This window comes from Streptomyces sp. NBC_00435, assembly GCF_036014235.1.
GTDB lineage: Bacteria > Actinomycetota > Actinomycetes > Streptomycetales > Streptomycetaceae > Streptomyces.
In genome coordinates this window covers 4,208,902-4,235,142 of the sequence record NZ_CP107924.1, presented here as the reverse complement: position 1 = coordinate 4,235,142, position 26,241 = coordinate 4,208,902, and the positions used below count along the sequence as shown (strand labels likewise).

Annotated in this window: 23 protein-coding genes; 12 read left to right on the top strand and 11 right to left on the bottom strand. The window is 69.2% G+C overall.

What is annotated here, in order from left to right:
• Positions 1-16: 16 nt before the first annotated feature.
• Positions 17-2,287, bottom strand: coding sequence for a DUF6049 family protein (locus OG389_RS19405; protein ID WP_328299729.1), 2,271 nt, complete (start codon positions 2,285-2,287; stop codon positions 17-19).
• Between the two features lie 187 nt (positions 2,288-2,474).
• Between OG389_RS19405 and OG389_RS19400 the strand changes: the two genes are divergently transcribed.
• Entirely contained in the window at positions 2,475-3,917 is a 1,443-nt protein-coding gene (locus tag OG389_RS19400) for a CCA tRNA nucleotidyltransferase (RefSeq protein WP_328299728.1), read from the top strand.
• 44 nt (positions 3,918-3,961) lie between these two features.
• Here the strand turns inward: OG389_RS19400 and OG389_RS19395 are convergent, their stop codons facing one another.
• The 3 genes from OG389_RS19395 to OG389_RS19385 form a co-directional block, all read right to left on the bottom strand.
• Positions 3,962-5,245: an MFS transporter gene (locus OG389_RS19395; RefSeq protein ID WP_328299727.1), complete on the bottom strand. Its 1,284-nt coding sequence runs from the start codon at positions 5,243-5,245 to the stop codon at positions 3,962-3,964.
• A 106-nt stretch (positions 5,246-5,351) separates the two neighbouring features.
• Entirely contained in the window at positions 5,352-6,434 is a 1,083-nt protein-coding gene (locus OG389_RS19390; protein ID WP_250738618.1) for an inositol-3-phosphate synthase, read from the bottom strand.
• A gap of 49 nt (positions 6,435-6,483) precedes the next feature.
• Complete coding sequence (locus OG389_RS19385; protein ID WP_327253820.1) at positions 6,484-7,086, bottom strand: PadR family transcriptional regulator; 603 nt, start codon at positions 7,084-7,086, stop codon at positions 6,484-6,486.
• Positions 7,087-7,360: 274 nt separating this feature from the next.
• Here OG389_RS19385 and OG389_RS19380 point away from each other — a divergent pair, with 274 nt between their 5' ends.
• The gene (locus tag OG389_RS19380; RefSeq protein ID WP_328299726.1) at positions 7,361-9,910 is read left to right on the top strand and encodes a transglycosylase domain-containing protein; all 2,550 of its coding nucleotides are present in this window, start codon (positions 7,361-7,363) and stop codon (positions 9,908-9,910) included.
• Positions 9,911-10,000: 90 nt separating this feature from the next.
• Positions 10,001-11,452 (top strand): glycosyltransferase family 87 protein, encoded by a 1,452-nt coding sequence (locus tag OG389_RS19375; RefSeq protein ID WP_328299725.1) that lies wholly within the window; start codon positions 10,001-10,003, stop codon positions 11,450-11,452.
• Position 11,453: 1 nt separating this feature from the next.
• Here OG389_RS19375 and OG389_RS19370 read toward each other — a convergent pair whose 3' ends face one another.
• The 3 genes from OG389_RS19370 to OG389_RS19360 all read right to left on the bottom strand — a co-directional run bounded on the left by OG389_RS19370 (position 11,454) and on the right by OG389_RS19360 (position 14,116).
• Positions 11,454-12,485 carry an alanine racemase gene (locus OG389_RS19370; protein ID WP_328299724.1) on the bottom strand — a complete coding sequence of 344 codons (1,032 nt, stop codon included), beginning with the start codon at positions 12,483-12,485 and terminating at the stop codon, positions 11,454-11,456.
• A 67-nt stretch (positions 12,486-12,552) separates the two neighbouring features.
• On the bottom strand, positions 12,553-13,671 hold the full coding sequence (locus tag OG389_RS19365) for a lipid II:glycine glycyltransferase FemX (protein ID WP_328299723.1): 1,119 nt from the start codon (positions 13,669-13,671) through the stop codon (positions 12,553-12,555).
• Between the two features lie 130 nt (positions 13,672-13,801).
• Positions 13,802-14,116: a hypothetical protein gene (locus OG389_RS19360; protein WP_328299722.1), complete on the bottom strand. Its 315-nt coding sequence runs from the start codon at positions 14,114-14,116 to the stop codon at positions 13,802-13,804.
• Positions 14,117-14,367: 251 nt separating this feature from the next.
• Between OG389_RS19360 and rpsF the strand changes: the two genes are divergently transcribed.
• From rpsF to rplI, 4 genes are all read left to right on the top strand, one after another.
• The gene (gene rpsF / locus OG389_RS19355; RefSeq protein ID WP_015034882.1) at positions 14,368-14,658 is read left to right on the top strand and encodes a 30S ribosomal protein S6; all 291 of its coding nucleotides are present in this window, start codon (positions 14,368-14,370) and stop codon (positions 14,656-14,658) included.
• Between the two features lie 72 nt (positions 14,659-14,730).
• Positions 14,731-15,336 carry a single-stranded DNA-binding protein gene (locus OG389_RS19350; protein ID WP_328299721.1) on the top strand — a complete coding sequence of 202 codons (606 nt, stop codon included), beginning with the start codon at positions 14,731-14,733 and terminating at the stop codon, positions 15,334-15,336.
• A 43-nt stretch (positions 15,337-15,379) separates the two neighbouring features.
• Positions 15,380-15,616: a 30S ribosomal protein S18 gene (gene rpsR, locus OG389_RS19345; RefSeq protein ID WP_005315025.1), complete on the top strand. Its 237-nt coding sequence runs from the start codon at positions 15,380-15,382 to the stop codon at positions 15,614-15,616.
• A gap of 18 nt (positions 15,617-15,634) precedes the next feature.
• Complete coding sequence (gene rplI / locus OG389_RS19340) at positions 15,635-16,081, top strand: 50S ribosomal protein L9 (RefSeq protein ID WP_243331152.1); 447 nt, start codon at positions 15,635-15,637, stop codon at positions 16,079-16,081.
• A 111-nt stretch (positions 16,082-16,192) separates the two neighbouring features.
• Here rplI and OG389_RS19335 read toward each other — a convergent pair whose 3' ends face one another.
• Complete coding sequence (locus tag OG389_RS19335) at positions 16,193-17,530, bottom strand: MATE family efflux transporter (RefSeq protein ID WP_328299720.1); 1,338 nt, start codon at positions 17,528-17,530, stop codon at positions 16,193-16,195.
• Between the two features lie 453 nt (positions 17,531-17,983).
• Here OG389_RS19335 and dnaB point away from each other — a divergent pair, with 453 nt between their 5' ends.
• The 3 genes from dnaB to OG389_RS19320 all read left to right on the top strand — a co-directional run bounded on the left by dnaB (position 17,984) and on the right by OG389_RS19320 (position 21,469).
• Positions 17,984-19,447, top strand: coding sequence for a replicative DNA helicase (gene dnaB / locus OG389_RS19330; protein ID WP_328303922.1), 1,464 nt, complete (start codon positions 17,984-17,986; stop codon positions 19,445-19,447).
• A gap of 95 nt (positions 19,448-19,542) precedes the next feature.
• Entirely contained in the window at positions 19,543-19,845 is a 303-nt protein-coding gene (locus OG389_RS19325; protein ID WP_328303920.1) for a hypothetical protein, read from the top strand.
• Between the two features lie 238 nt (positions 19,846-20,083).
• Complete coding sequence (locus tag OG389_RS19320; protein ID WP_328299719.1) at positions 20,084-21,469, top strand: serine hydrolase domain-containing protein; 1,386 nt, start codon at positions 20,084-20,086, stop codon at positions 21,467-21,469.
• A gap of 27 nt (positions 21,470-21,496) precedes the next feature.
• On the opposite strand, the gene OG389_RS19315 is transcribed toward OG389_RS19320, so the two are convergent.
• The 3 genes from OG389_RS19315 to OG389_RS19305 are packed head-to-tail and all read right to left on the bottom strand — an operon-like array spanning position 21,497 to position 24,095.
• Positions 21,497-22,672, bottom strand: coding sequence for a winged helix DNA-binding domain-containing protein (locus OG389_RS19315; RefSeq protein WP_328299718.1), 1,176 nt, complete (start codon positions 22,670-22,672; stop codon positions 21,497-21,499).
• A gap of 53 nt (positions 22,673-22,725) precedes the next feature.
• On the bottom strand, positions 22,726-23,190 hold the full coding sequence (locus OG389_RS19310; protein ID WP_328299717.1) for a GNAT family N-acetyltransferase: 465 nt from the start codon (positions 23,188-23,190) through the stop codon (positions 22,726-22,728).
• Positions 23,191-23,207: 17 nt separating this feature from the next.
• Entirely contained in the window at positions 23,208-24,095 is an 888-nt protein-coding gene (locus tag OG389_RS19305; protein WP_328299716.1) for a GNAT family N-acetyltransferase, read from the bottom strand.
• 142 nt (positions 24,096-24,237) lie between these two features.
• Here OG389_RS19305 and OG389_RS19300 point away from each other — a divergent pair, with 142 nt between their 5' ends.
• Together OG389_RS19300 and OG389_RS19295 are read left to right on the top strand one after the other, a co-directional pair.
• Positions 24,238-24,888, top strand: coding sequence for an HAD family hydrolase (locus OG389_RS19300; RefSeq protein ID WP_328299715.1), 651 nt, complete (start codon positions 24,238-24,240; stop codon positions 24,886-24,888).
• On the top strand, positions 24,875-26,221 hold the full coding sequence (locus tag OG389_RS19295; RefSeq protein WP_443059310.1) for a globin domain-containing protein: 1,347 nt from the start codon (positions 24,875-24,877) through the stop codon (positions 26,219-26,221). Before OG389_RS19300 ends, OG389_RS19295 begins: the two co-directional genes overlap by 14 nt.
• Positions 26,222-26,241: the final 20 nt, after the last annotated feature.

Here is a 26,241-nt window from a genome sequence, read left to right as displayed (position 1 = left end):
CCGGCCACGGCATCGCTCAACGGTCCACTGTCTCACCCGTGCCGGACGCGTCCGTGCTTTGCGGTCCGGTGTCCGGGGACTCGTCACTCTGCTGCGTGTTCTCCTCTGCGGCGGCGCGTGCCGCGACGCGCTTGCGGCTGGCGTACATCTTGATGCCGGCCAGGACCAGGAGGAGTACGCCGCCCGCGATGACGAGCATGACGGTGGGGGTCACTTCGGTGGCCTCGACGGTGAACTTGCGCGCCTTGCCGTAGGGCACGCCGTCGGTGGTGAAGAGCTGTGCGGTCACTTCGACCGGGCCGGACGCGGTGGCGTTGGCGGGGAACTTCACGGTCTGGCTGTGCCCGCCCTGGATCGCGACCTCCTGCTGGGCCTCCCCGCTGTCGCCGAACATCAGGCGGGTCGGGTTGGCGGACCTCAGGCGAAGGACGAGGTTGTGGGTGTCCTGGACCAGGCTGTTCTGGACGCTGACGGGGATGGTCGCGCTGTGTCCGGAGAGCGTGGCGTCCGACTTGGGGATGATCTTGACCTTGTCGGTGAGGCCGATCAGGTACCGCTGCACCTGGTCCCGGTAGTCCCGCGCTGCGTCGGAGCGGCCGCGCCAGGAGGTGGACATCTCCCGGTTGGTGGCGTTGCCGAACGGGATCTCGACGCGGTCGGGCGCGCTCAGGATCACCTTGAAGTGGTCCAGGGTGGTCTCGGTGGTGCGGATCTTCTCGAAGGCGGAGACCGGCATCTCCTGCTTGCTCAGCGCTTCGGGGTACTGGCCGGCGCCCGGTACCTGGGTCGCGGCGCGCGGGTCGGGCGTCGCGGAGGCCGCGGCCTCCAGGTCGGCGGGCTGGGTCCAGCGGCCCGGCTGCAGGCTCCGTACGGCAGCGGCCATCGTCTGGACCTGGCTGGAGGTCGGCATCCGCTGGGGAGCGATCACGAAGCTGCGCTGGTTGTCGGTGTTCTGCAGGCTCAGAGCCAGGGTCTGGGCGAGGAACTGCTGCACCGCGAGGGTGGAGTTCTCCGCGCTGAGCATGTCGCCCTGGAAGGCGGTGGAGAGCTCGGCGTCGGCGACGACGGCAGTGGTGCCCGCGCCGATCGGCCGGGCGGCCGACGGGGTGTAGCCGAGGGTGCCGTTCTCCTGGAGGCTGTCGCTGCGGGTGAGGACGTTGTGGGCGCCGGCCGATGTCGCGACGTTCACGATCGAGGGGTCGATCGCCCCGTCCACGGGCCAGGAGAAGTCGGTGGTCGCGGGGACGTGCAGGACCGTCTCCACGGCCTGCTTCGCCTTGTCGGTGGCCGGCCGGAGCTGTCCGAGCGTGCCGGAGACGTCCTTGCCACGGTGCGCGAGCGAGGCGATGTCCGGATCCGCGAAGGGCAGTGCGACGACCTTCTTGCCCTGCACGGCACTCTCGAGCGAGCTCAGCCACTGCTCGGCGATGGCCTTGTTCTTGCCCTGGACCGTCCGTCCGTCGGGGGTGCGGATCCGGTAGCCCTTGGTCATGGCGTCGACGGTGTAGAGCAGGTCCGGGTCGATGACCCAGGTGATGGGGAGCTCCTTGCCGAGCGTGACCATCTGCTCCAGGCGACCGCCGGGCCTCAGCTCGTCGGCGAGGCTGTCGTCGAGGAACACGGGGGTCTGCAGCTCGTCGGACCCCGTCTCGGCGGTCAGGCGCGTGGTGGAGATCAGCGGCCATACGTAGGTCAGCTGGGAACGCTTGGCCGCGGTCTCCGGCTGCCAGGGCAGAAAGGTCCGGGTGATGCCGAGGACCTGCTCGTACTGACGGGCCTCGGTCTCCCCGGACACGGAGACGCCAAGCTGGTAGACCCCGTCCTTGCCCAGCTCCAGCTTGTTCACCGGAACCCTCAGGGTGAAGGGCTGGGAGGCCTTCGACGCCAGCGAAGCGATCTTGACGGCGAACTCGGCGCCGACCTCCGCCGGGTCGGTCCCCGCCCGGAACGCACCGCGCTCGGCTGCCTCGTCGATGGAGCTGCGGTCCGCCAGAGCGGGTCCGACCCGCAGGCCCACGTGTGCGTCGGTGATCTTCTCGCGGCCGTTGTTGACCACGGTGCCGGAGATGGTCAGGGTGTCGCCCTTGACCGGGGCGGTCGGCGTCAGGCCGTCGAGCTGGACGTCGACGGCCGCGGCCGCCGTGTCGGCGGCCTGGGCTTCGGGGGCGGGCGTGTAGACCAGGCCGGCGAGCACCGGCGTCCCGGCGAGCAGGACGACGGTGCGCCGCAGCCAGCGTCGCCGGGCAGGGGCGACGGGTGCCCCCTGGATGTCTGCCGCCTCGGCCAACGCGCTCGCCCGTCCCTCGGAGTGTCAGTGGTCGTCGTTTGTGCGTCCACGCATGGTAACGAGGCCCGCTGTGCGCGAGTGCCGCGCCTTGCTCCACATGATCGGGTCCGCCCCAGGGCGGCCGTGGGCCGGGGTGGCCGCAAAACGCGGGAGCTCCCGGCGGGCCGGGCACGTACCCTTTTCTGTTGTGCCGAACGCCAACGAAGACAGCCCCAGTGTCCTGAATCACGGGCAGGCCCGCGCAGTGAGTGAACTGCTGCGGGTCGCCCCTGTCGCCGACGAGCTCGGCCGCCGTTTCCAGGAGGCGGGTTTCCGCCTCGCCCTGGTCGGCGGATCTGTCCGCGACGCGCTGCTCGGGCGCCTCGGCAACGACCTCGACTTCACCACGGATGCACGCCCCGAGGACGTACTCAAGATCGTCAGGCCCTGGGCCGACTCGGTCTGGGACGTCGGCATCGCCTTCGGGACGGTCGGTGCGCAGCGCCTGGGCTTCCAGATCGAGGTGACCACGTACCGCTCGGAGTCCTACGACCGGACCTCGCGCAAGCCGGAGGTCTCCTACGGCGACTCGATCGAGGAAGACCTCGTCCGTCGTGACTTCACGGTGAACGCGATGGCCGTCGCGCTTCCCGAGAAGGAGTTCGTGGACCCGCACGGCGGCCTGGAGGACCTCCGGGCAGGCGTGCTGCGCACCCCCGGTACCCCGCAGGACTCCTTCTCCGACGACCCGCTGCGGATGCTGCGCGCGGCGAGGTTCGCCGCCCAGCTCGACTTCGAGGTCGCCCCCGATGTGGTGGCGGCCATGACGGAGATGTCCGGCCGCATCGAGATCGTTTCGGCTGAGCGGGTACAGGGCGAGCTGAACAAACTGATGCTGTCCGCGCACCCGCGCAAGGGCCTGGGCCTCCTCGTGGACACAGGGCTGGCCGATCACGTGCTGCCGGAGCTGCCGGCGTTGCGGCTGGAGAGCGATGAGCACCACCGGCACAAGGACGTCTACGACCACTCGCTGATCGTGCTGGAGCAGGCGATCGCACTGGAGGAGGACGGCCCGGACCTGGTGCTGCGGCTGGCGGCCCTGCTCCACGACATCGGCAAGCCCCGCACCCGCCGGTTCGAGAGCGACGGTCGGGTCTCCTTCCACCACCACGAGATGGTGGGCGCGAAGATGACCAAGAAGCGCATGACCGCGCTGAAGTACTCCAACGACCTGGTCAAGGACGTGTCCCGGCTGGTGGAGCTACACCTGCGCTTCCACGGCTACGGGGACGGGGAGTGGACCGACTCGGCCGTGCGGCGCTATGTCCGCGACGCCGGGCCGCTGCTGGAGCGGTTGCACAAGCTGACCCGTTCGGACTGCACCACGCGCAACAAGCGCAAGGCCAACGCGCTCTCCCGCACCTACGACGGGCTGGAGGAGCGCATCGCGCAGCTGCAGGAGAGGGAGGAGCTGGACGCGATCCGGCCCGACCTGGACGGCAACGAGATCATGCAGGTGCTCGACGTGGGCCCCGGCCCCGTGATCGGCAAGGCCTACGCCTTCCTGCTGGAGCTGCGGCTGGAGAACGGTCCGATGGAGCGGGACGCGGCGGTCGTCGCTCTCAAGGAGTGGTGGGCCGCACAGGCCTGATGTTTCACGTGAAACATCGGGGCGGGGAGGCGGGCGCGTTCGTGTCAGGGCGATGTTTCACGTGAAACATCGCCCTGCCGCCGCATGAGGAGGGCGGCCGTCGCGGCGTAGAGCGCGGCCACGCCGAGGATCAGCGGTACGGAGCGCCCGTCGAGGGGGAGCATGAGCGCGGCCACCCCGGCGGCGCCGACGAAGGCGGCGTTGAAGAGCACGTCGTAGACGGAGAAGACGCGGCCGCGGAAGGCGTCGTCCACCTGGGACTGCACGACGGTGTCGGTGGAGATCTTGGCGCCCTGGGTGGCCAGCCCCAGCACGAAGGCGGCGGCCAGCATCGGTCCGGGGGCGAAGAAGAGGCCGAGCGACGGGACCAGCACCGCGGCGCCGGCGGCGCAGAGGGTGATGGTCCCGAGGGCGCCCAGCCGGCCCACCAGCCAGGGAGTGACGACGGCCGCCGCGAAGAACCCTGCCCCGGAGACGCCGACCGTGACACCGAGCAGGGCCAGACCGTCGGCCTCGGTGTCCGACCAGGCGTAGCGGCAGAGCATGAGCAGGCTGACGAACAGGGCCCCGTAGCAGAACCGCATGAGGGTCATGGCTGTGAGTGCCCGGGCCGCCTCGCGCCGGGAGGACAGGTGCCGCAGGCCGTCGGACATGCCCCGTACGGCCAGAGCGGCTCCCTCGAGGATCGTCGGGTTGATCCGGCCCGGTGGGTGGTCGGGCCCCAGGAGGCCCAGGGCCAAGCGCAGGGAGGCCAGGGCCGCGCACAGGTAGAGGCCGGCTCCGAGGAGCACCACGAGGGCGTTGGAGTCGGCGGCCAGCACCCGGACGAGGAAGGCCAGTCCTCCGCCGGCGACCGCGGCGAGCGTTCCGGCGGTGGGCGAGAGAGCGTTCGCGGTGACCAACTGGTCGGGGGCGACGACGCGCGGCAGGGAGGCGGCGAGCCCGGCCAGGACGAAGCGGTTGACCGCGGTCACCGACAGCGCCGAGGCGTAGAAGAGCCAGTCGGGGACGTGCGCGACGATCAGCATGCCCGTGACGCAGGCGAGGAAGGCCCGCAGCAGGTTCCCGTAGAGGAAGACCTGACGGCGGCGCCAGCGGTCCAGCAGCACTCCGGCGAAGGGGCCGATGACCGAGTACGGCAGCAGGAGCACGGCCATGGCCGAGGCGATCGCCGCGGGCGAGGCCTGTTTCTCCGGGGAGAAGACGACGTACGTGGCCAGTGCGACCTGGTAGACGCCGTCGGCTGCCTGGGAGAGGAGCCGTACGGCGAGCAGGTTGCGGAAGTCCCGCAGACGCAGGAGTACGCGCAGATCACGTACGACAGCCATGAGGGCAAGGGTCACATACGCGGAGGGTCCCCGGGCACATTGCCCGGGGACCCTCCGTGGAAGAACAGCCGAAGTCCAGGTGTCGTGAACGACCCCAGGGGTTCGGCTAGCGCTCGACCTCGCCCTTGATGAACTTCTCGACGTTCGCGTAGGCCTCGTCGTCGAAGTACTGCACCGGCGGGGACTTCATGAAGTAGCTCGAAGCCGACAGGATCGGGCCACCGATGCCGCGGTCCTTGGCGATCTTCGCGGCGCGCAGGGCGTCGATGATGACACCGGCGGAGTTCGGGGAGTCCCACACCTCGAGCTTGTACTCGAGGTTCAGCGGAACGTCGCCGAACGCGCGACCCTCGAGGCGGACGTAGGCCCACTTGCGGTCGTCGAGCCACGCGACGTAGTCGGACGGGCCGATGTGGACGTTCTTCTCGCCGAGCTCACGGTCGGGGATCTGCGAGGTGACGGCCTGCGTCTTGGAGATCTTCTTCGACTCGAGGCGGTCCCGCTCGAGCATGTTCTTGAAGTCCATGTTGCCACCGACGTTGAGCTGCATGGTGCGCTCAAGACGGACACCGCGGTCCTCGAACAGCTTTGCCATCACGCGGTGCGTGATGGTGGCGCCGACCTGGGACTTGATGTCGTCGCCGACGATCGGGACACCGGCCTCGGTGAACTTGTCGGCCCACTCCTTGGTGCCGGCGATGAAGACCGGGAGGGCGTTGACGAAGGCGACCTTGGCGTCGATGGCGCACTGGGCGTAGAACTTCGCCGCAGCCTCGGAACCGACCGGCAGGTAGCAGATCAGGACGTCGACCTGACGGTCCAGAAGCGTCTGGACGATGTCGACCGGGGTCTCGGCCGACTCCTCGATGGTCTCGCGGTAGTACTTGCCCAGGCCGTCCAGGGTGTGGCCGCGCTGAACGGTCACACCCGCACTCGGGACGTCACAGATCTTGATGGTGTTGTTCTCGCTGGCGCCGATGGCGTCCGAAAGGTCGAGGCCGACCTTCTTCGCGTCGACGTCGAACGCGGCGACGAACTCGATGTCGCTCACGTGGTAGTCGCCGAACTGGACGTGCATCAGACCGGGGACCTTGGCCGCCGGGTCGGCGTCCTTGTAGTACTCGACGCCCTGCACCAGCGAGGCGGCGCAGTTGCCTACGCCGACGATGGCTACGCGAACCGAACCCATTCCGGTTGCTCCCTGTTTGTTCTCGGACGAGGCCTGCGAGATGCAGGCCTCACTTTGCAGTTTCGTCGGACGGACCGGGTCGTCTCTGATCCCGTCCCGCCCGCTCACTCTCGATGAGCTCGTTCAGCCAGCGCACTTCGCGCTCCACGGACTCCATGCCGTGGCGTTGCAGCTCGAGCGTGTAGTCGTCGAGCCGCTCGCGTGTACGGGCGAGCGAGGCGCTCATCTTCTCCAGGCGCTCCTCAAGGCGGCTGCGACGTCCTTCCAGTACCCGCATCCGCACTTCTCGTTCGGTCTGGCCGAAGAAAGCGAAGCGGGCGGCGAAAGATTCGTCCTCCCAGGCATCTGGGCCCGTGTGGGAGAGGAGCTCCTCGAAGTGCTCCTTGCCTGCTGCCGTCAACCGGTACACGATCTTGGCGCGGCGCCCTGCGAGTGAAGCGGCGAGAGCGTCTTCCGGGGCATTGCCCGGCTCTTCGATCAACCAGCCGTTGGTGACGAGCGTCTTGAGGCAGGGGTAGAGCGTCCCGTAGCTGAACGCTCTGAACACCCCCAGCGAGGTGTTGAGCCGCTTGCGCAGCTCGTACCCGTGCATGGGGGATTCGCGAAGCAGGCCGAGAACAGCGAACTCGAGGATGCCTGAGCGCCTGCTCATCCGCCTGCCTTTCCTCCGCCTCGGAGTCTTTATGTCGAGCTGATGTATCGGCTCGATACATCCAGACGATAGAACGGGCAGCCCCCGGCTACAAGTGGCGACACGGTGACCGGTGTCACATCGTGAATTCGCTCGAAGCAAGTTGCCAGGTTTGGGGTGAACTTCGGCACTGATGAGCTTTTGGGCGTGCGTAGTCTGTGCGCCATGACACCGGGGGGACCGGAACTCAACTGCCGCTTCCAGGCCACTCGCCTGCCCGAGGAGTAGTCGTTCGATGAGCGAGCACCGCCGCAAACCGCAGCAGCCCCAGAGCGGCGGCCGAGCCGCCGCCCGCAAGGCTGCCCAGCAGCGCCCCGGACGGGGCGCCGGTTCTGGGCGTGACGTCCCCACCTCGTCACCCAGCGGGTCGTACCAGGAGCAGTCGGGGCACGGCAGCCGGGCTGACGCCCGCAGATCCGCCGGCCGCGGCCCGTCGGGAGGGGGCGCCGCCGGAGCCGGCCGCGGCCCGGGCCGCCCGAACAAGCGGTTCATCAATTACCCGCGCTCGGACAAGGCCGGCTGGAAGCGGTTCGTCCCGTCCTGGAAGCTCGTCAGCGGCACGGCCCTGGGCTTCTTCGCGATCATCATCGCGGGTGCCGGCATCGGTATCGCCTCGGTGAACACCCCCGATGCGAACAAGACCGCCGCGGCCCAGAACAACGTCTTCTACTGGGCCGACGACACCCAGATGGTCGCGACCGGCGGATCCGTGAACCGCCAGATCGTCCCCATCGACAAGATCCCCCGGTCGATGCAGAACGCCGTGATCGCGGCGGAGAACGAGTCGTTCGAGTCGGACAAGGGCGTCGACCCGATGGGTATCGCCCGTGCCGTGTGGAACATGGCCAAGGGCGGATCCACCCAGGGCGGTTCGACGATCACCCAGCAGTACGTGAAGAACACGTACCTGGACTCCGACCAGACGCTCAAGCGCAAGGTGACCGAGCTCTTCATCTCGATAAAGCTGGGTGTGAGCGAGAAGAAGAACACGATCCTCGCGGGCTACCTGAACACCGCCTACTACGGACGCGACGCCTATGGGATCCAGGCGGCCGCCCGCGCCTACTTCGGCAAGGACTGCGACCAGCTGACGCCGTCCGAGAGTGCCTTCCTCGCCGCCGTGCTCAAGGGCCCGAACCTCTACAACCCGGACGGCGGCATCGGCACCGCGGCCACTCCCGAGCTGAACACCGAGCGGGCCAAGAAGCGCTGGGCCTGGGTCCTGGACCGCGAGGTCACGGTCGGGCGCATGCAGCAGTCCGAGCGGGACCAGTTCAAGGAGTTTCCCAAGCTCGCCGAGTCGGCACAGGCCGCCGGCATGTCCGGGCAGATCGGCTACCTGGTCGAGACGGCCAAGCTGTACATGACGAAGACCAAGGGCATCACGATCGACGATCTGGCCAAGGGCGGCTACCAGATCCACACCACCTTCCGGAAGGAAAAGGTGGACGCCCTGGTCAAGGCCGTCGAGGAGACCCGTGACGGGCTGATCGACGAGAAGAAGCGGCCCGACACCGACACCTTCGTACAGTTCGGCGCCTCTTCGGTGGACGTGAAGACCGGAGCCATCGTCGCCCTGTATGGCGGCCCGGGCATGGACAAGAAGTACTTCAACAACAACGCCAACACCTCGGGTGTCCAGGTCGGCTCGACCTGGAAGCCGTTCGTCCTCGCGGCGGCCATGCAGTACGGCACGAAGAACTCGGACGGCGAGGGGATCTCGGCCGACAGCAAGTACATGGCCAACGACCTCACGGTGATCAACAACCGTGATGGCAAGCCGCTGCGCGACGGCTCGGGGAAGCCCTTCCGGCAGAAGAACGAGAGCTCGACCGCCTACGGCTACGTGACCTTGAACGAGGCGATGGAGAAGTCCATCAACGTCCCGTTCGCCCAGCTCGTCTTCGACGTCGGTCACAGCAAGGTCAGGGAGGTCGCCAAGGCCTCGGGCATCCTGCCCGAGACGATGGACAAGGAGGACGTCGCGTCGTTCGCGCTCGGCAACTCGACCCCCAGCGCCATCCGGATGGCCGACGCCTACGCCACCTTCGCGGCCTCCGGCACGCACCACGAGCCCTACTCGGTGCGCAGCGTCCAGAAGAACGGCAAGGACGTCCCCGGGTTCGAGGCGCCCAAGGCACAGCAGGCCATGGACAACTCCATCGCCGACAACATCACCAAGGTCCTGCGCAACGTCGTCGAGAACGGCACCGGTACCAAGGCGAAGAAGCTGGGTCGGCCCGCCGCGGGCAAGACCGGTACCACCGACGACAACATGTCGGCCTGGTTCGTCGGCTACACCCCCGAGCTGTCCACCTCCGTGACCCTGTTCCGCTCCGACCCCAACGCGGCGAAGAAGGAACTGATCTCGATGAAGGGCGTGGGCAACATCCCGTCCCTCCACGGTGGTGACATCCCGGCCGAGATCTGGACCAAGTACATGAAGGACGCGCTGAAGGACCTCCCGGAGTCGGACTTCCCGGAGCCGGACAAGATCGGCGTCGTCGCGGACGCCTCCGGTGCCCCCTCACCGTCCCCCTCACCGTCCCCCTCGCCCTCGCCGTCCCCGTCGATGAGCCCGTCGCTCACTCCGTCCCCCTCGCCGTCCCGCTCGCACGGTGTCAAGCCGTCCTGCAAGCCGTGGGCGATCTGCGAACCGGACCCCAGTCCCAGTGGGTCGCAATCGGTGTCGCCCTCCCCCACCAAGAGCGGCGGGAGACCGGGTGGCGTGACGAACGGCGGCGGCAACGGAGGCTTCCCGATAGGGGGCGCCACGGGAGGCTGACCGGGCGCCCCGGGACATACGGGTGGAGGGCCGTCGCACCAAGTGCGGCGGCCCTCTCCCATGCCCGGCGCGGTACGGCAGGATGTGCGCATGACGAAGGTGCACGAGGAAAGCCCTGTACTGCCCACCCAGCAGGACGAGGTGGCCGCAGCGGGGAGCGAGCTCATCGGCGGCCCGCTGGGCCGCTACGCGAGGCTGGGCGGCCACTGGCTGACCCCGGTGCGCGTCGTCGTGCTCGTCGCCCTGGGGATGTTCGCCCTCGGCATGGTGCAGAAGATGCCCTGCTACGACTGGGCGTGGTTCCGCGGAGCCGGCTCCCAGTACACCCACGCCTGCTACTCGGACATCCCCCACCTCTACGTCGTACGCGGCTTCGCCGACGGCCTCACGCCCTACTTCGACCGGATCCCCGGCGACATGCAGTTCCTGGAGTACCCGGTGCTCACGGGGCTCTTCATGGAGGTCGCCTCCTGGCTGACCCCCGGCAGTGGCTCCATGCAGCACCGGGAGCAGATGTACTGGATGGTCAACGCGGGCATGCTGATGGTCTGCGCCGCCGTGATCGCCGTGTGCGTGGCCCGCACCCACCGCCGCCGGCCCTGGGACGCCCTGCTCTTCGCCCTCGCGCCCGCCTTCGCGCTCACCGCGACCATCAACTGGGACCTGCTGGCCATCGCCCTGACCGCTGCCGCGATGCTCATGTGGTCGCGCGGCCGGGCGCTGGCCTTCGGCATCCTGATCGGCCTGGCCACCGCGGCCAAGCTCTACCCCGTCCTGCTGCTCGGGGCCGTGTTCGTGCTCTGCTGGCGGGCCGGGAAGTGGCGCGCGTTCGGCGCGGCCGCCGGCGGCGCCGTCGTCTCCTGGCTCGTGGTGAACCTGCCCGTGATGCTCTTCGCCTGGGAGGGCTGGCAGAAGTTCTACACCTTCAGCCAGGAGCGGCCCATCGACTTCGGCTCCGTGTGGCTGCTGATCTCCCAGCGCTCCGGGAACCCGCTGGAGGACGCAAACACCTACGCGACGGGCCTGACGCTGCTGTTCTGCGCGGCCATCGGTCTGCTCGCGCTGACCGCGCCCCGTCGCCCCCGCTTCGCGCAGCTGGCCTTCCTGCTGGTGGCCGCCTTCATCCTGGTCAACAAGGTCTACTCGCCCCAGTACGTGCTGTGGCTCATCCCGCTCGCGGCGCTGGCCCGACCCCGCTGGCGGGACTTCCTGATCTGGCAGGCCGGCGAGGTCGTGTACTTCCTGGGGATCTGGTTCTACCTCGCCTACACGACCAGCGGGGACAAGCACCAGGGCCTGCCCCTGGAGGGCTACCAGCTGGCGATCGCCGCCCACCTGCTGTGCACGCTCTACCTGTGCGCGGTCGTCGTACGCGACATCCTGCTGCCCGACCGGGACGTGGTGCGGCGCGACGGCTCGGACGACCCCTCAGGGGGCGTCCTGGACGGTGCCGAGGACGTCTTCACGCTGGCGAAGGCGCCGCAGGACGCGGCGCCTTCGGAAGGACAGCGGGTCGACTGGGGCCGGGGCCCCGGCCACTGACTCAGGCGTCGAGCACCCGGTCGAACTGCGTCGTGGTGTGGCGCAGGTGCGCCACCAGCTCGTCGCCGACCTTCGGTTCGGGAGAGTCCGACGGCACGAACAGGATGGACACCTGCATGTGCGGCGGCTCGGCGAACCAGCGCTGCTTGCCCGCCCATACGAACGGGGACAGGTTCCGGTTGACCGTGGCCAGCCCGGCCCGGGCAACGCCCTTGGCGCGCGGCATCACCCCGTGCAGGGCCTTGGGGGCCTCCAGGCCGACCCCGTGCGAGGTGCCGCCGGCGACGACGACCAGCCAGCCGTCGGAGGCGGCCTTCTGCTGGCGGTAGCCGAAGCGGTCGCCCTTGGCGACCCGGGTGACGTCGAGTACCGCGCCGCGGTACTCGGTCGCCTCGTGGTCGCCCAGCCACAGCCGGGTGCCGATTCGGGCGCGGAAGCGGGTCTGCGGGAACTGCTGCCGCAGCCGCTCCAGCTCCGCCGCCTTGAGGTGGCTGACGAACATGGTGTGCAGCGGCAGCCTGGCCGCGCGCAGCCGGTCCATCCAGCCGATGACCTCCTCGACGGCGTCGGAGCCGTCGGGGCGGTCCAGCGGCAGGTGCAGGGCGAAGCCCTCCAGCCTGACGTCCTCGATGGCCGAGTGCAGCTGGCCGAGCTCCTGCTCGGAGATGCCGTGCCGGCGCATCGAGCTCATGCACTCGATGACCACGCGCGCGCCGACCAGGCCGCGGACCCCGTCCAGCGAGGACACCGAGCGGATCACCCGGTCGGGCAGCGGCACCGGCTCCTCACCCCGCCGGAACGGGGTGAGGACGAGCAGGTCACCGCCGAACCAGTCCTTGATGCTGGCGGCCTCGTACGTTGTGCCGACCGCGAGGACGTCGGCGCCCATCCGGGTCGCCTCCTCGCACAGCCGCTCGTGTCCGAAGCCGTAGCCGTTGCCCTTGCAGACGGGGATCATCCCGGGGAACTGGTCCTGGATCTGCTTCTGGTGCGCACGCCAGCGCGCGGTGTCGACGTAGAGCGTGAGCGCCATGCCCGTCCGGAGCCTCTCTCGAAAAGCTGCGTGGTGCAGCGGTGCGGTGTGTGTGGATGGGGCGGGGTCAGCGACGCGACATGTAGATGTCGAGCGCCTTGTGCAGCAGCTTGTTGAGCGGGAAGTCCCACTCGCCGACGTACTCGACGGCCTCGCCGCCCGTGCCGACCTTGAACTGGATCAGGCCGAACAGGTGATCGTTCTCGTCCAGGGTGTCACTGATGCCGCGCAGGTCGTAGACGCTTGCGCCGAGCGCGTAGGAGTCGCGCAGCATGCGCCACTGCATCGCGTTCGAGGGCCGGACCTCGCGCTTGTGGTTGGCGGAGGCTCCGTAGGAGTACCAGACGTGCTGGCCGACGGTGAGCATCGTGGCGGCGGCCAGCGGCTCCCCCTCGTGCTTGGCGATGTACAGCCGCATCCGGTTGGGGTCCTCGGAGTTGAGGGCCGTCCACTGGCGCTGGAAGTAGCTGAGCGGGCGCGGGCGGAACTTGTCGCGCTCGGCCGTCACCTCGTACAGCTGCTGCCAGATCGGCAGGTCCTCGTAACCGCCCTGGACGACCTCGACACCGGCCTTCTCGGCCTTCTTGATGTTGCGGCGCCACAGCTGGTTGAAGCCCTTGAGGACGTCGTCCAGCGACCGGTTGGCGAGCGGTACCTGGAAGACGTACCGGGGCTGGACGTCACCGAAGCCGGCACCCCCGTCCTCCGCCTGCTGCCAGCCCATCCGGCGGAGCTTGTCGGAGACTTCGAAGGCGCGGGGCTCGATGACGGAGGCCTCCACGTCACGCAGTCGCTTGACCTCCGGATCCTGGATCCCGGCCTTGATGGCGGTGGAGTTCCAGCGGCGGATGACGACGGGCGGGCCCATCTTCACGGTGAAGGCGCCCTGCTGCTTGAGGTGCGCCAGCATCGGCTGGAGCCACTCCTCGAGGTTGGGGGCGTACCAATTGATCACGGGGCCCTCCGGCAGGTACGCGAGGTACCTCTTCACCTTGGGCAGCTGGCGGTACAACACGAGTGCGGCGCCGACGAGTTCACCGGACTGGTCGAACCATCCGAGGTTCTCGGAACGCCACTCGTTCTTCACGTCGGCCCACGCCGGGACCTGGCAGTGGCTCGCCGAGGGCAGACTCTGGAGATAGCCCAGATGCTGCTCTCGGCTGATGGTCCTCAGGGACAGGCTCATGCGGGGCGTCTCCTCCGGCGGCTTCGCTGGCTATGGCGCGAAGCCTACTGCGACAAGGGCGCCACCCATCTGGGGGACGGGCCGGGCCCGGGCCGGTGGGAGGCCGGCGCCCCGTCGCGGAGGTACCCGCTCAGCCCAGCCAGCCGCCGAAGAGACCGCCGTGCGCCATGCCGAGGAAGAAGCCGATGGCCGAGGCGCCGAGGCCGAGGATCAACGCGAAGCGCTCGCGTGTCGTCGCCGAGATGAACTGGCCGTAGAGGCCGGTGATGATCCCGATCAGCCCGGTCCACGAGGTGAGCAGGTGCAGATTGTGGAAGAAGGCCGTGACGAACGCCACGGCACCGAGGACCAGAGTGACCGCCACCAGGGCGTCCTGGAGCGGATGGGGCTTGCCGTCGGTCGCGAAGAGCGAGATGGAGGACTGAGGACGCATTGCCTGTGCCATCGGAAGGCACCTCCTGGCTGCAGCAGAGCGGTGCTGCGGGGCCTCCTCCGGCAGCGGCCGGGGGCATAGCACCGAGCACACCCGATGAATACAGATTGTGGCCTCCTGGTGCCGGATTTCAACCGGAAGGAGTCGAGGAGGTAGTCTGTACAGCTGCGCGGTGTCTGCTCTGCAGATGCCGTGCGCACGCATCACGACCCTCCTGCCACGGAACGACCGTGGCCGCTGAGTCCAAAGGAGGTGGGTTCCACATGCGTCACTACGAAGTGATGGTCATCCTCGACCCCGATCTCGAGGAGCGCGCTGTCTCCCCGCTGATCGAGAACTTCCTTTCTGTCGTCCGTGAGGGCAACGGAAAGGTCGAGAAGGTCGACACCTGGGGCCGTCGTCGTCTCGCTTACGAGATCAAGAAGAAGCCCGAGGGCATCTACTCGGTCATCGACCTCCAGGCCGAGCCTGCGGTCGTCAAGGAGCTTGACCGACAGCTGAACCTGAACGAGTCGGTTCTCCGGACCAAGGTCCTCCGCCCCGAGACCCACTGAACTTCGGTTCAGCGGTAATCGGGACCGAGTAGCACAGCAGCCCAGCAGCAATCCCCGCCGAGAGGTTCATCCATGGCAGGCGAGACCGTCATCACGGTCGTCGGCAATCTCGTCGACGACCCCGAGCTGCGCTTCACCCCCTCGGGTGCGGCGGTCGCGAAGTTCCGTGTCGCGTCCACTCCCCGCACCTTCGACAAGCAGACCAATGAGTGGAAGGACGGCGAAAGCCTGTTCCTGACCTGCTCGGTCTGGCGTCAGGCGGCGGAAAACGTCGCCGAGTCCCTTCAGCGAGGCATGCGCGTCATCGTGCAGGGCCGGCTGAAGCAGCGGTCCTACGAGGACCGTGAGGGTGTCAAGCGCACGGTCTACGAGCTGGACGTCGAGGAAGTCGGCCCCAGCCTGAAGAACGCCACGGCCAAGGTCGCCAAGACCACCGGTCGCGGTGGCCAGGGTGGATACGGCGGCGGTGGCGGCGGTCAGCAGCAGGGCGGCGGCGGTGGCAACTGGGGCGGAGCCCCCAGTGGCGGCGCCGCTCCCCAGGGCGGCGGAGCTCCCTCCGACGACCCCTGGGCGTCCAGTGCGCCGGCCGGCGGTCAGCAGCAGGGCGGCGGCGGTGGCGGTTGGGGCGGAAGCTCCGGCGGCTCCGGCGGTGGCTACTCGGACGAGCCGCCCTTCTAGGGCAGCTCGCACCCCCACTTCTTGATTTCACAGGAGAGACACAATGGCGAAGCCGCCTGTGCGCAAGCCTAAGAAGAAGGTCTGCGCGTTCTGCAAGGACAAGACCGCGTACGTGGACTACAAGGACACGAACATGCTGCGGAAGTTCATTTCCGACCGTGGCAAGATCCGTGCCCGCCGCGTTACCGGCAACTGCACGCAGCACCAGCGTGACGTCGCCACGGCAGTCAAGAACAGCCGTGAGATGGCACTGCTGCCCTACACGTCCACCGCGCGATAAGGAAAGGGTGACCGAATAATGAAGATCATCCTGACCCACGAGGTCTCTGGCCTCGGCACCGCCGGCGATGTCGTCGACGTCAAGGACGGTTACGCTCGCAACTACCTGGTCCCGCGTGGTTTCGCGATCCGCTGGACCAAGGGTGGCGAGAAGGACGTGGCGCAGATCCGCCGCGCCCGCAAGATCCACGAGATCGCGACCATCGAGCAGGCCAACGAGTTCAAGGCCAAGCTCGAGAACGTCAAGGTCCGTCTGGCCACCCGCGCGGGTGACGCCGGTCGTCTCTTCGGTTCCGTCACGCCCTCCGACATCGCCACGGCGATCGAGGCGTCCGGTGGCCCGAAGGTCGACAAGCGCCGCGTCGAGCTGGGCTCCCCGATCAAGACCCTCGGTTCGTACCAGGTCTCCGTGCGTCTGCACGCCGACGTGGCCGCGACCGTTGGCATCGAGGTCGTCGCCGCCTAAGGGCTGCGCATGAAGGGCCGCACCCCCACGGGGGTGCGGCCCTTCGTCGTTGCCGATGTTTCACGTGATGGGCGATGTTTCACGTGAAACATCGCCCACGGCGGGTGCGGCCTACCGGGTGGCCCCCGCGACCAGCCAGCGGCCCGAGCGGGCTCGCAGCTGGAGGGTGACCATCCGGACGAGCATCATCAGCGTCATGGCGCACCAGAGGGCCGTCAGCCCGCCTCCCACGGTCGGTACGAGCAAGGCGGCAGGGGTAAAGACCGCGAGGGTCAGCAGCATGGCCCAGGCCAGGTAGCGGCCGTCCCCCGCACCCATCAGGACACCGTCGAGGATGAAGACGATGCCGGAGACGGGCTGGGAGAGGGCGACCACGAGCAGGGCCGGCAGCAAGGCGTCCTCGACCGCCGGGTCGCTGGTGAAGAGCGGGATGAAGGCGGGGCGGGCCGCGATCACGAGGAGGCCCAGGACGATGCCGGAGACGATCCCCCACCGCACCATGCGGCGGCAGACGGCCTCGGCTCCCTCGGTGTCGCCCGCGCCCAGGTAACGGCCGATGATGGCCTGCCCGGCGATCGCGAGTGCGTCGAGGGCGAAGGCGAGCAGGCTCCACAGGGAGAGCAGGATCTGGTGGGCCGCGATGTCGGCGTCGCCGAGCCGTGCGGCCACGGCGGTCGCGATCAGCAGGACGGCGCGCAGGGAAAGGGTGCGGACCAGCAGGGGCGCACCGGCCTGGGCGCAGGCCCGGATCCCCTCGGCGTCGGGGCGCAGGGAGGCCTGGTGCCGGCGGGCGCCCCGGACGACCACGATCAGGTAGGCCGCTGCCATGGCGCACTGGGCGATCACGGTGCCCCAGGCGGAGCCGGCGATGCCGAGTCCGGCGCCGTAGACCAGGGCGACGTTGAGGCCGCCGTTGAGGGCGAAGCCGCCGATCGCGACGTAGAGCGGGGTCCGGGTGTCCTGGAGGCCGCGGATGACCCCGGTGGCCGCGAGCACCACGAGCATCGCGGGGATGCCGAGGGCGGAGATCCGCAGGTAGGTGATCGCGTACGGGGCGACGGTGTCGGAGGCCCCGAAGAGGGAGACCAGGAACGGTGCCGTGGGCAGCACGACGGCGACGACGGCGGCGCCGAGCAGCAGGGCCAGCCAGATGCCGTCCATGCCCTGCCGGATGGCGGCCTGGAGGTCGCCCGCGCCGACGCGGCGGGCCACGGCCGCGGTGGTGGCGTAGGCGAGGAAGACGAAGATGCTCACGGCCGTGGTGAGCAGTGCCGCCGCGATGCCGAGACCGGCCAGCTGGGGTGTGCCGAGGTGCCCCACGATGGCACTGTCGGCCATCACGAAGAGGGGTTCGGCGACGAGTGCGCCGAAGGCGGGGACGGCGAGCGCGAAGATCTCGCGGTCGTGCCGTCTCGGGGCAGCCGTCGGTGCTGTGGGGGCCTGTCTCATGTGCTCAATCTAATCTTCCACAGGTAATAGACGCAATGGCCTTTAGGGTCTTACGGATACACCGATTCGAGCGTTCGTCCCACCTCGTTGGAGGCGATCTCGAGACAGTGGCGAAGAAATTTCTCCCCCACGGTCGATGGGGGAAGAAACCGCAGGTCAAGCTGGGTATATGGGTAGGGCGGGTGATTTTGTCCACAGCGCCGTCCCCCGGTCCGTGCACAGCTTCCGGGGAGTTACCCACAGCATTGGCGCCGTCATCCACAACTCATCCACACAGCCTGTGGATAACAAGATTGGCTGACGTCGCTCCCGGGCCTACCGTTGGGCGTTGGTCCGACTCGCCGAGAGCCGATTCGGGTGCCCCAAATGTCAGAGCCGTGTCGTAGAAAGAGTGACACGGCAAGGTCCGCGTTGCGGACGGGAGGAGGCGGCCCGGTGAGCATGTCCGAGCCCATGGACGACCCCTGGGCCGACAGCGGTCCAGGTGACCGTCTGCCCGCCCGCTCGCGCCGTAGCGGCGAAGGCCGCGGCCGCGGGGACGAAGACAACGACCGGGGCCGCGAGGGCGGCTCCTGGGACGGCGGTGGCGGCGGGTTCGAGCGGGTCCCGCCACAGGACCTCGACGCCGAGCAGTCCGTCCTCGGCGGCATGCTGCTGTCCAAGGACGCCATCGCCGACGTGGTGGAGGTGCTCAAGGGGCACGACTTCTACCGCCCGTCACACGAGACGATCTACCAGGCCATCCTCGACCTGTACGCCAAGGGCGAGCCGGCCGACCCGATCACCGTCAGCGCCGAGCTGACCCGACGCGGCGAGATCAGCAAGGTCGGCGGCGCCCCCTACCTGCACACGCTGGTCCAGTCGGTCCCCACGGCCGCGAACGCCGAGTACTACGCGGAAATCGTCCACGAGCGGGCGGTCCTGCGCCGGCTGGTCGCCGCCGGTACGAAAATCACGCAGATGGGCTACGCCGCCGACGGCGACGTCGACGAGATCGTCAACAGCGCACAGGCCGAGATCTACGCCGTCACCGAGCAGCGCACCTCCGAGGACTACCTGCCGCTGGGCGACATCATGGAAGGCGCCCTCGACGAGATCGAGGCCATCGGCTCGCGCAGCGGCCAGATGTCAGGCGTCCCGACCGGTTTCACGGACCTGGACTCGCTGACCAACGGTCTGCACCCGGGCCAGATGATCGTCATCGCGGCCCGTCCCGCCATGGGTAAGTCCACCCTCGCGCTGGACTTCGCCCGTGCCTGTTCCATCAAGGCCAACCTGCCCAGCGTCATCTTCTCCCTCGAAATGGGGCGCAACGAGATCGCGATGCGCCTGCTCTCGGCGGAGGCCCGGGTGGCCCTGCACCACATGCGCTCCGGCACGATGACGGACGACGACTGGACCCGGCTGGCCCGCCGGATGCCGGACGTCTCAGCCGCCCCGCTCTACATCGACGACTCCCCCAACCTGTCGATGATGGAGATCCGGGCGAAGTGCCGCCGGCTCAAGCAGCGCAACGACCTGTCGCTCGTCGTCATCGACTACCTCCAGCTGATGCAGTCGGGCGGCTCGCGCCGGCCCGAGAGCCGCCAGCAGGAGGTCTCGGACATGTCTCGAAACCTCAAGCTCCTGGCGAAGGAACTGGAGGTCCCGGTGATCGCGCTGTCCCAGCTGAACCGTGGTCCCGAGCAGCGCACCGACAAGAAGCCGATGGTCTCCGACCTGCGAGAGTCCGGATCGATCGAGCAGGACGCCGACATGGTGATCCTGCTGCACCGTGAGGACGCGTACGAGAAGGAGTCTCCCCGTGCGGGTGAGGCGGACCTGATCGTGGCGAAGCACCGTAACGGTCCGACGGCGACCATCACCGTGGCCTTCCAGGGTCACTACTCGCGGTTCGTGGACATGGCCAACACGTAACTTCCGCCGCTGTGGGGCCGGTCGGTCTTGCCGGCCGCCCAGTGCCCCGGAGAGCAGACAGGGCATGCCGTCATCATGGGCCGGTGACGATATGGATGCGCTGCTACTGGGACGAGGAAGACCTCTGGTTCTACTTCGAGGTCGACGCCGAAGGTTGGGTTGTCCGGCAGATCGAGCTCGAAGGGCCTGAGTTGACGCCGATCTCAGCCGCCTCCCTCGTCGAGTGGCAGCAGGCCTACGACACTGGCCGCCCCGACGAGTACGACACCAGGTTCGGGATCACAGCAGAACTACCCGTCTCCGAGTGGGAAGGCCACGATCCGGAGCAGCTGACCTCCGACGAGTTCGATGAGGTCTGGGACTCGGCCCGTCGGCAGATCGCAGCCGGGCCGTCGTGATCGCTCGCAGGGCGGATAGTGACTTGCCGCGCCCGCCCCGCCCGCTTGATCATGGAAGCCTCGATCGAGGAGGCTTCGTGGGACTGTGCCTGTTCCCCGGGGACGGTGACCTCACCAGCCCGGACGTCAGCCGGTCCTGCCCGGGTTCGACAGAACTCGGGCCAGCCCGCTGAGACACCGACAAGACCGCCGGTCGCAGCGTCGGGATATGACACAGAAAGCGAGGCCCCGCCGCCCCATGGATGCCGTATCTGAAGATCTTGCCCTTCTCCCCGCCACCCGACGTTCGCTCGCTCACCGGATCGCTGTCGCCCAGCGCGAAGGCAGGGCTCCGTCCCTGGTGGCGGCCGTGGTGAGGGGCGGCGAGGTGGTCTGGGAGGGCTCCCGGACCATGGTCGAGGGGCACGGTCCCGACGGGAACGTGCAGTACCGGATCGGGTCGATCACCAAGACCTTCACGGCCGTTCTGGTGATGCGGCTGCGCGACGAGGGCCTGCTGGGACTCGGCGACCCGGTGGAGAAGTTCCTGCCGGGTACCGGCGCAGGCGAGGTGACCGTGGGCCAGCTGCTCGCCCACATGGGCGGGTTGGCCGCGGAGACCCCCGGGGAGTGGTGGGAGCGGACGGCGGGCACGCTGCGGCCGGAGCTCTCGGACGTCCTGGGCGAGCACCCCTTCCGCTTCGAGCCCGGACGGCGCCACCACTACTCCAACCCCGGCTACACCCTGCTCGGTTCGATCGTGGAGGCCGTGCGGGGAAGGCCGTGGGAAGAGGTACTGCGGGCCGAGGTGCTGGAGCCCCTGGGGCTGGAGCGGACGACGGCGCAGCCGCTGGCCCCGCACGCGGGAGGCTGGGCGGTGCACCCGTGGGCGGACGTGATGATGCCGGAACCGCTGGAGGACCTCGGGCTCATGGCCCCGGCCGGCCAGCTGTGGTCCACCACCGGTGATCTGGCCAAGTTCGCCGCCTTCCTCGGACGGGGCGACGCGCGGGTGCTCGGCGCCGGGTCAGTACAGGAGATGCGGACGTCCGCCACTCCCCCGGAGCCGGGCTTCGCCGATCTCGGCTACGGGCTCGGGATGCAGCTGACCGAGAGCGGCGGACGCCGGCTCGCGGGCCACAGCGGATCGCTGCCGGGCTTCGTCGCCGGCCTGTGGTTGAGCGAGGAGGAGGACGTGGCCGCGGTGGTGCTGGCGAACTGCACCTCGGGGCTGCCGGTCTCGACGCTGGCGGCCGACCTGGTGGGCATCGTGGCGGAGGCCGAGCCGCGCGTGCCCGAGCCGTGGCGGCCGTTGCGCGAGGCTGATCCCGTCGTGCTGGAGCTGTGCGGCCCCTGGTACTGGGGGACGTCGGCCCAGGCCGTCCGGCTGACCTACGACGGGTTCCTGGAGCTGGGACCGGTGGGCGGGAGCGGGCGGTCCGCCCGGTTCCGGCCGGAGACGGACGGCAGTTGGACCGGACTGAGCGGCTACTACGCGGGTGAGTCGCTGCGGGCCGTACGCCGGCCGGACGGGTCGGTGAGTCACCTCGACCTCGGTTCGTTCGTGTTCACCCGTGAGCCGTACGACCCCGAGGCCCCGGTGCCCGGCGGGGTCGACCCGCAGGGCTGGCGGGGAATCGGCTAGGGCCGGCCCCAGGGCACCGGACTTCCCTCACCTCGCCACGAGTTCACGCTCCAGTGGGGTGCGCATGCGCGGGGTGATGCGGGCCTCCCCCACCCAGGCGGCGAGCCGGGCGGCCTCCGCGGCGATCGCCCGCTCGGCGGCGCGTCCGGGGTCGCCCAGCAACCGGTGGACGATCTCCCCGTCGGCGCGCTGGGCCCAGCCTCCGACGATCTCGCCGTTCCACCACACGGTGGGGCCGATGTTGCCGGCGTAGTCGAAGAGGGCTGGGCGGTGTGCCGGGTCGAGGTGGAAGCCGCGGTTCGCCCAGCCCATCGCGCTCGGGTCGAGGGCGGGCAGCAGGGCGGCCCAGGGTTCCGGGGCGGGCTCGGGTCCGGTGTCGCCGGGGCCGACGAGCGCGGTGGTCCCGTCGTCCAGCCGGACCTCGTCGGGACCGACCGCGGCAAGGGCCTTACGGGCGTCGGTGAGGGTCCAGCCCGTCCACCACTTGAGGTCGGCCTCGGTGGCCGGACCGTAGGAGTGGAGCCAGCGGCGGGCGATCTCGGCGCGGGCCTCGGCCGGGGACATGGCGGGCCAGGGCTCGGTATGGACCCAGCGGTACTGGCTGGAGGTCCAGGAGCCTCTCGGCCTGTCACGGCGGATCCGGCCGTCGGCGGCCAGCAGCCGGATGACGCGCGTGGCGACGCCCGTCTCCGCCTCGTACTTCTGGCCGCGGTTGATGGTGATCTTCTGGCGCAGCACGGGTACGGCCGCCGAGAGCTGGCTGCCCGTGAAGGGGCCGTGGGCGTCCAGGGCGTCGAGGGCGGCGTTCTCGGCCCCGGCCAGCCATGTGGCGTCGAGGCCCTGCCCGTCTTCGGCGAGATGTTTGAGGAAGGAGCGGCGTTCCTTCGCGGCGATGCCCCGGGCGGTGGAGGAGTCGACGTAAGGGGCGAGTTCGGTGGAGACGACGAAGAGGGTGTTGCGCATACTGAGCAGCCGTACGAGGCTCACGTCCTCGTACAGGGCCTGCTCGATCGCGACGGGCCCGCCTTCGCTCAGCCGGGCGCGGGCCGAGAGGAAGACGGTCGCGGCGTCGGTGGCGTGCAGACCGATCACGGCATCCGCCACCTGGGGCACGTTCGTGGCGCGGGCCGACGGTGCGAGACGGTGCCGCCGGCCGAGACGGTGGCGACGCTCCGCGGTGGTGATCAGAGGAAGGCTGCTCATCTTCCCGATCGTAGGCCGGGGCGCCGGTAGCGCCCCGGCCCACACCCGGCGGTTCAGAGCTGGAGCTTGAACCCGACGTGGGAAGCGGTGAAGCCGAGCCGCTCGTAGAAGCGGTGGGCGTCGGTACGGGTCACGTCCGAGGTGAGCTGGACGAGCTGGCAGCTCTCCGCACGGGACCTCTCGATCGCCCATTCGATGAACCGGGTGCCCAGCCCGCTGCCGCGCTCGTCCGCGTGGACGCGGACACCTTCGATGATCGAGCGCGTGGCCCCCTTGCGGGAGAGCCCGGGGGCGATCGTCAGCTGGAGGGTCCCCACGACACGGCCTTCGCGCACGGCGACGACCACGTGCTGATGGGGGTCGTCCGTGAGCCTCTTGAGTGCCGCTGTGTAGGGGGTGAGATCGTCCGTGGACTCCCGGGCCGCGCCGAGCGGGTCGTCGGCGAGCATGGCGACGATGGCCGGCAGGTCGTCCTCGACCGCCGGCCGGATGAGCAGGTCAGAACTATTTTCGATCATGGTCTGATGTTCCTCGTTCAGCCGGCCGCCACGGTGAGCGGGGCCCAGCGGCGGGTCCAGTCACCGGGCAGACCGGGGATGGCCCGGGTCATCACGGTATTGAAGGCCACGGAATCGAGGCCGTGGTCCTTGAGCCAGCCGAGCAGCTCTTCGTGGCGTACGTCGACATCGGTGCGCAGCGGCCGGTCGGTGGCCGCGGCGAGGGCGGCGACGAGGGCCTGGGCGGTGCCGGTGTCCCGGGCCACCAGTGGGCCGATGACATGGGTCTCCATGTTCGGCCAGATGGCTCCGTAGCCGATCAGGCCGCCGGTGGAGTCCTCGGCGACGAGCAGCCGGTCCGTGAAGGCGGGCAGCCGGGTGATCAGGTGCGTCCGGTCTGCACCGAAGACCTCGGAGTCCAGCCGGAGGACCCCCGCGATGTCCTCGGCGGTCGCGGGCCGGACCCGGACGGCGTCCGGAGCGGCCGCCGAGGAATCCGGGCGGAAGAAGCCCCGGAGCATCTCGGCGCGGCCGGTGGTCTCGAAGCCGAGCTCCTCGTAGAGGGGGCGCCCGTACGGGGTGGCGTGCAGGGTGAGCGGGATGCCCTTGAGGGTCTCGTCGCAGATGTACGTCATCAGCCGCCGGCCCAGGCCCTGGCGGGCATAGCGCTCGGCGACAAGGACCATGCCGATGGCGGCGAGTTCAGGATCGGCCATGGGAGGCCCGTACCGGGTGACCACGCAGGCCGTGGCAAGTCCCTGGCCGTCAGGGGCGTCGATGCCGTAGCCGTGTCCGGCGGCGAGCAGCAGCCCCCACTTGTGGTCCTCGCGGGGCCAGCCGCGGTCTTCGGAGAGATCGGCGCAGTGGCGGAGGTCGTCCACGGTCAGCGCGCGGATCGGGAGGGCGGTGAGGTGTGGTGGTGTCACGGCCTCAGACTGGTTCATGGACCGGGGCCCGGTCCAGGGGATTCCGGGTGGATGTTTCACGTGAAACATCCACTTGCTGCCGTTGCTCCCGCGGGGAGACCCCACTGTTTCACGTGAAACGAACGTACTAGCCTCGATGGCTATGACCCTCCTGCACCTCTTCGACCTCGACGGCACGCTGATGTACGGCTCGGCAGCGCCGGTGGAGATCTCGCGGCAGCTCGGGCTGAGCGAGGAGATCGCCGAGCTCGAGCGGGCCTTCGTCGCACGGCAGCTGGAGCCCCACCAGTTCTCCCTGGCGGTCCAGCAGCTCTGGACGGATCTGACTCCGAACCATGTCCGGGCGGCGTTCGACGGGGCTCCGTGGTTGTCGGGGATCCGGGAGGTCTGGCAGGAGATCAGGAAGCGTGGGGACTACTGCGCGGTGATCTCGCTGTCGCCGTCCTTCTTCGTGGAACTCCTGCTGGAGTGGGGCGCGCACGCCGCGCACGGCTCGGTCTTTCCGGAACTGCCCTTCACCCGGCTGGTGGACGTGGCCGGGATCCTGACGCCGGAGGGCAAGGTGACGGTCGCCGACCAGCTGTGCGCGCGGTTCGGTGTGACCCGGGCCGACTGTGTCGCGTACGGGGATTCCAGTACCGATGTGGCGCTCTTCGACGCGGTGCCGCTCTCGGTCGCGGTCAACGCCCGGCCGTATCTGGTGGAGCGGGCGACACACGTCTACGAGGGTCGTGACCTGCGTGAGGCATACCAGCTGACAGGGGTGGCGCGCATGGGAGTTGAGGCATCTTAAGGGGAAAGGGGGTTCGAAACGCGGAATTCCCGCATTTCCCCGCAGGCTCTGGGGCGGACTGGCACGCTGTGAAACCCGGAACCACGGATTCGAAGGCCGTGGCGCGTGCAGACCTACCGAGATGCTCGAAGCGAGGCACCGCATGGACGCTCCGCCCACCAGATCGGCAAGACGGGGGACATCCCGGATACCGTCCGGGGACGGTGCGCCCGAGCCCTCCCCCGATGCCGTGCTCATCCGCCGGACCCTCGCGGAGATCGCACCCATCGCCGACAAGGTGACCTCCTACTTCTACGCCCTGGTGTTCACGGCGCACCCGGACCTGCGGGGGATGTTCCCGGCCGCGATGGACGTGCAGCGCGACCGCCTGCTGAAGGCTTTGCTGACGGCCGCCGAGCACATCGACAGTCCGGAGGTGCTCGCCTCGTACCTGCGCCGGCTGGGCACCGGGCACCGCAAGTACGGGACCCAGGCCGGGCACTATCCGCCGGTGGGCGAGGCCCTGATCGGGGCACTGGCCCGGTACGCGCAGGACACTTGGGGGCCCGAGACCGAGGCCGCCTGGGCGCGGGCGTACACCGCGATCTCCCAGATCATGATCGACGCGGCGGCCGAGGCCGAGACCCAGGCGCCGCCGTGGTGGCACGCCGAGGTGGTCTCCCACGATCTGCGCACCTCGGACATCGCGGTCCTCACGGTCCGCCCCGACCAGCCGTACCCGTTCCTCGCGGGCCAGTACACGAGCCTGGAGACCCCCTGGTGGCCGCGCGTGTGGCGGCACTACTCCTTCGCCTCGGCCCCGCGCGCGGACGGGCTGCTCTCCTTCCACGTCAAGGCGGTTCCGGCGGGATGGGTGTCCAACGCGCTGGTACGGCATGCCCGTCCCGGCGACGTGCTCCGGCTCGGGCCGCCCGCGGGATCGATGGTGGTCGACCACAGCACCGACAACGGCATGCTGTGCCTGGGCGGCGGCACCGGAATCGCCCCCATCAAGGCGCTGATCGAGGACGTGGCCGAGCACGGCGAACGGCGGCCGGTGGAAGTGTTCTTCGGCGCTCGCAGCGACGACGACCTGTACGACAAGGACACCCTGCTGGGGTTGCAGCGCTCACACCCCTGGCTGTCGGTGCGCCCGGTGGTCTGTGACGAGGGACTGGCACGACAGCTGCCGCAGGCCGTCGGCACCCATGGGCCGTGGAGCTCGTACGACGCGTTCGTCTCGGGGCCGGCGGCGATGATCCGCAGTGGGGTGGACGCGCTGAAGAGGATCGGGATCCCCTGGGAGCGCATCCGCCACGACGAGGTGGAGGAGCTGGCGGGCGTCGCCGGCTGATCCCGGCCGGCGCCCGCGTC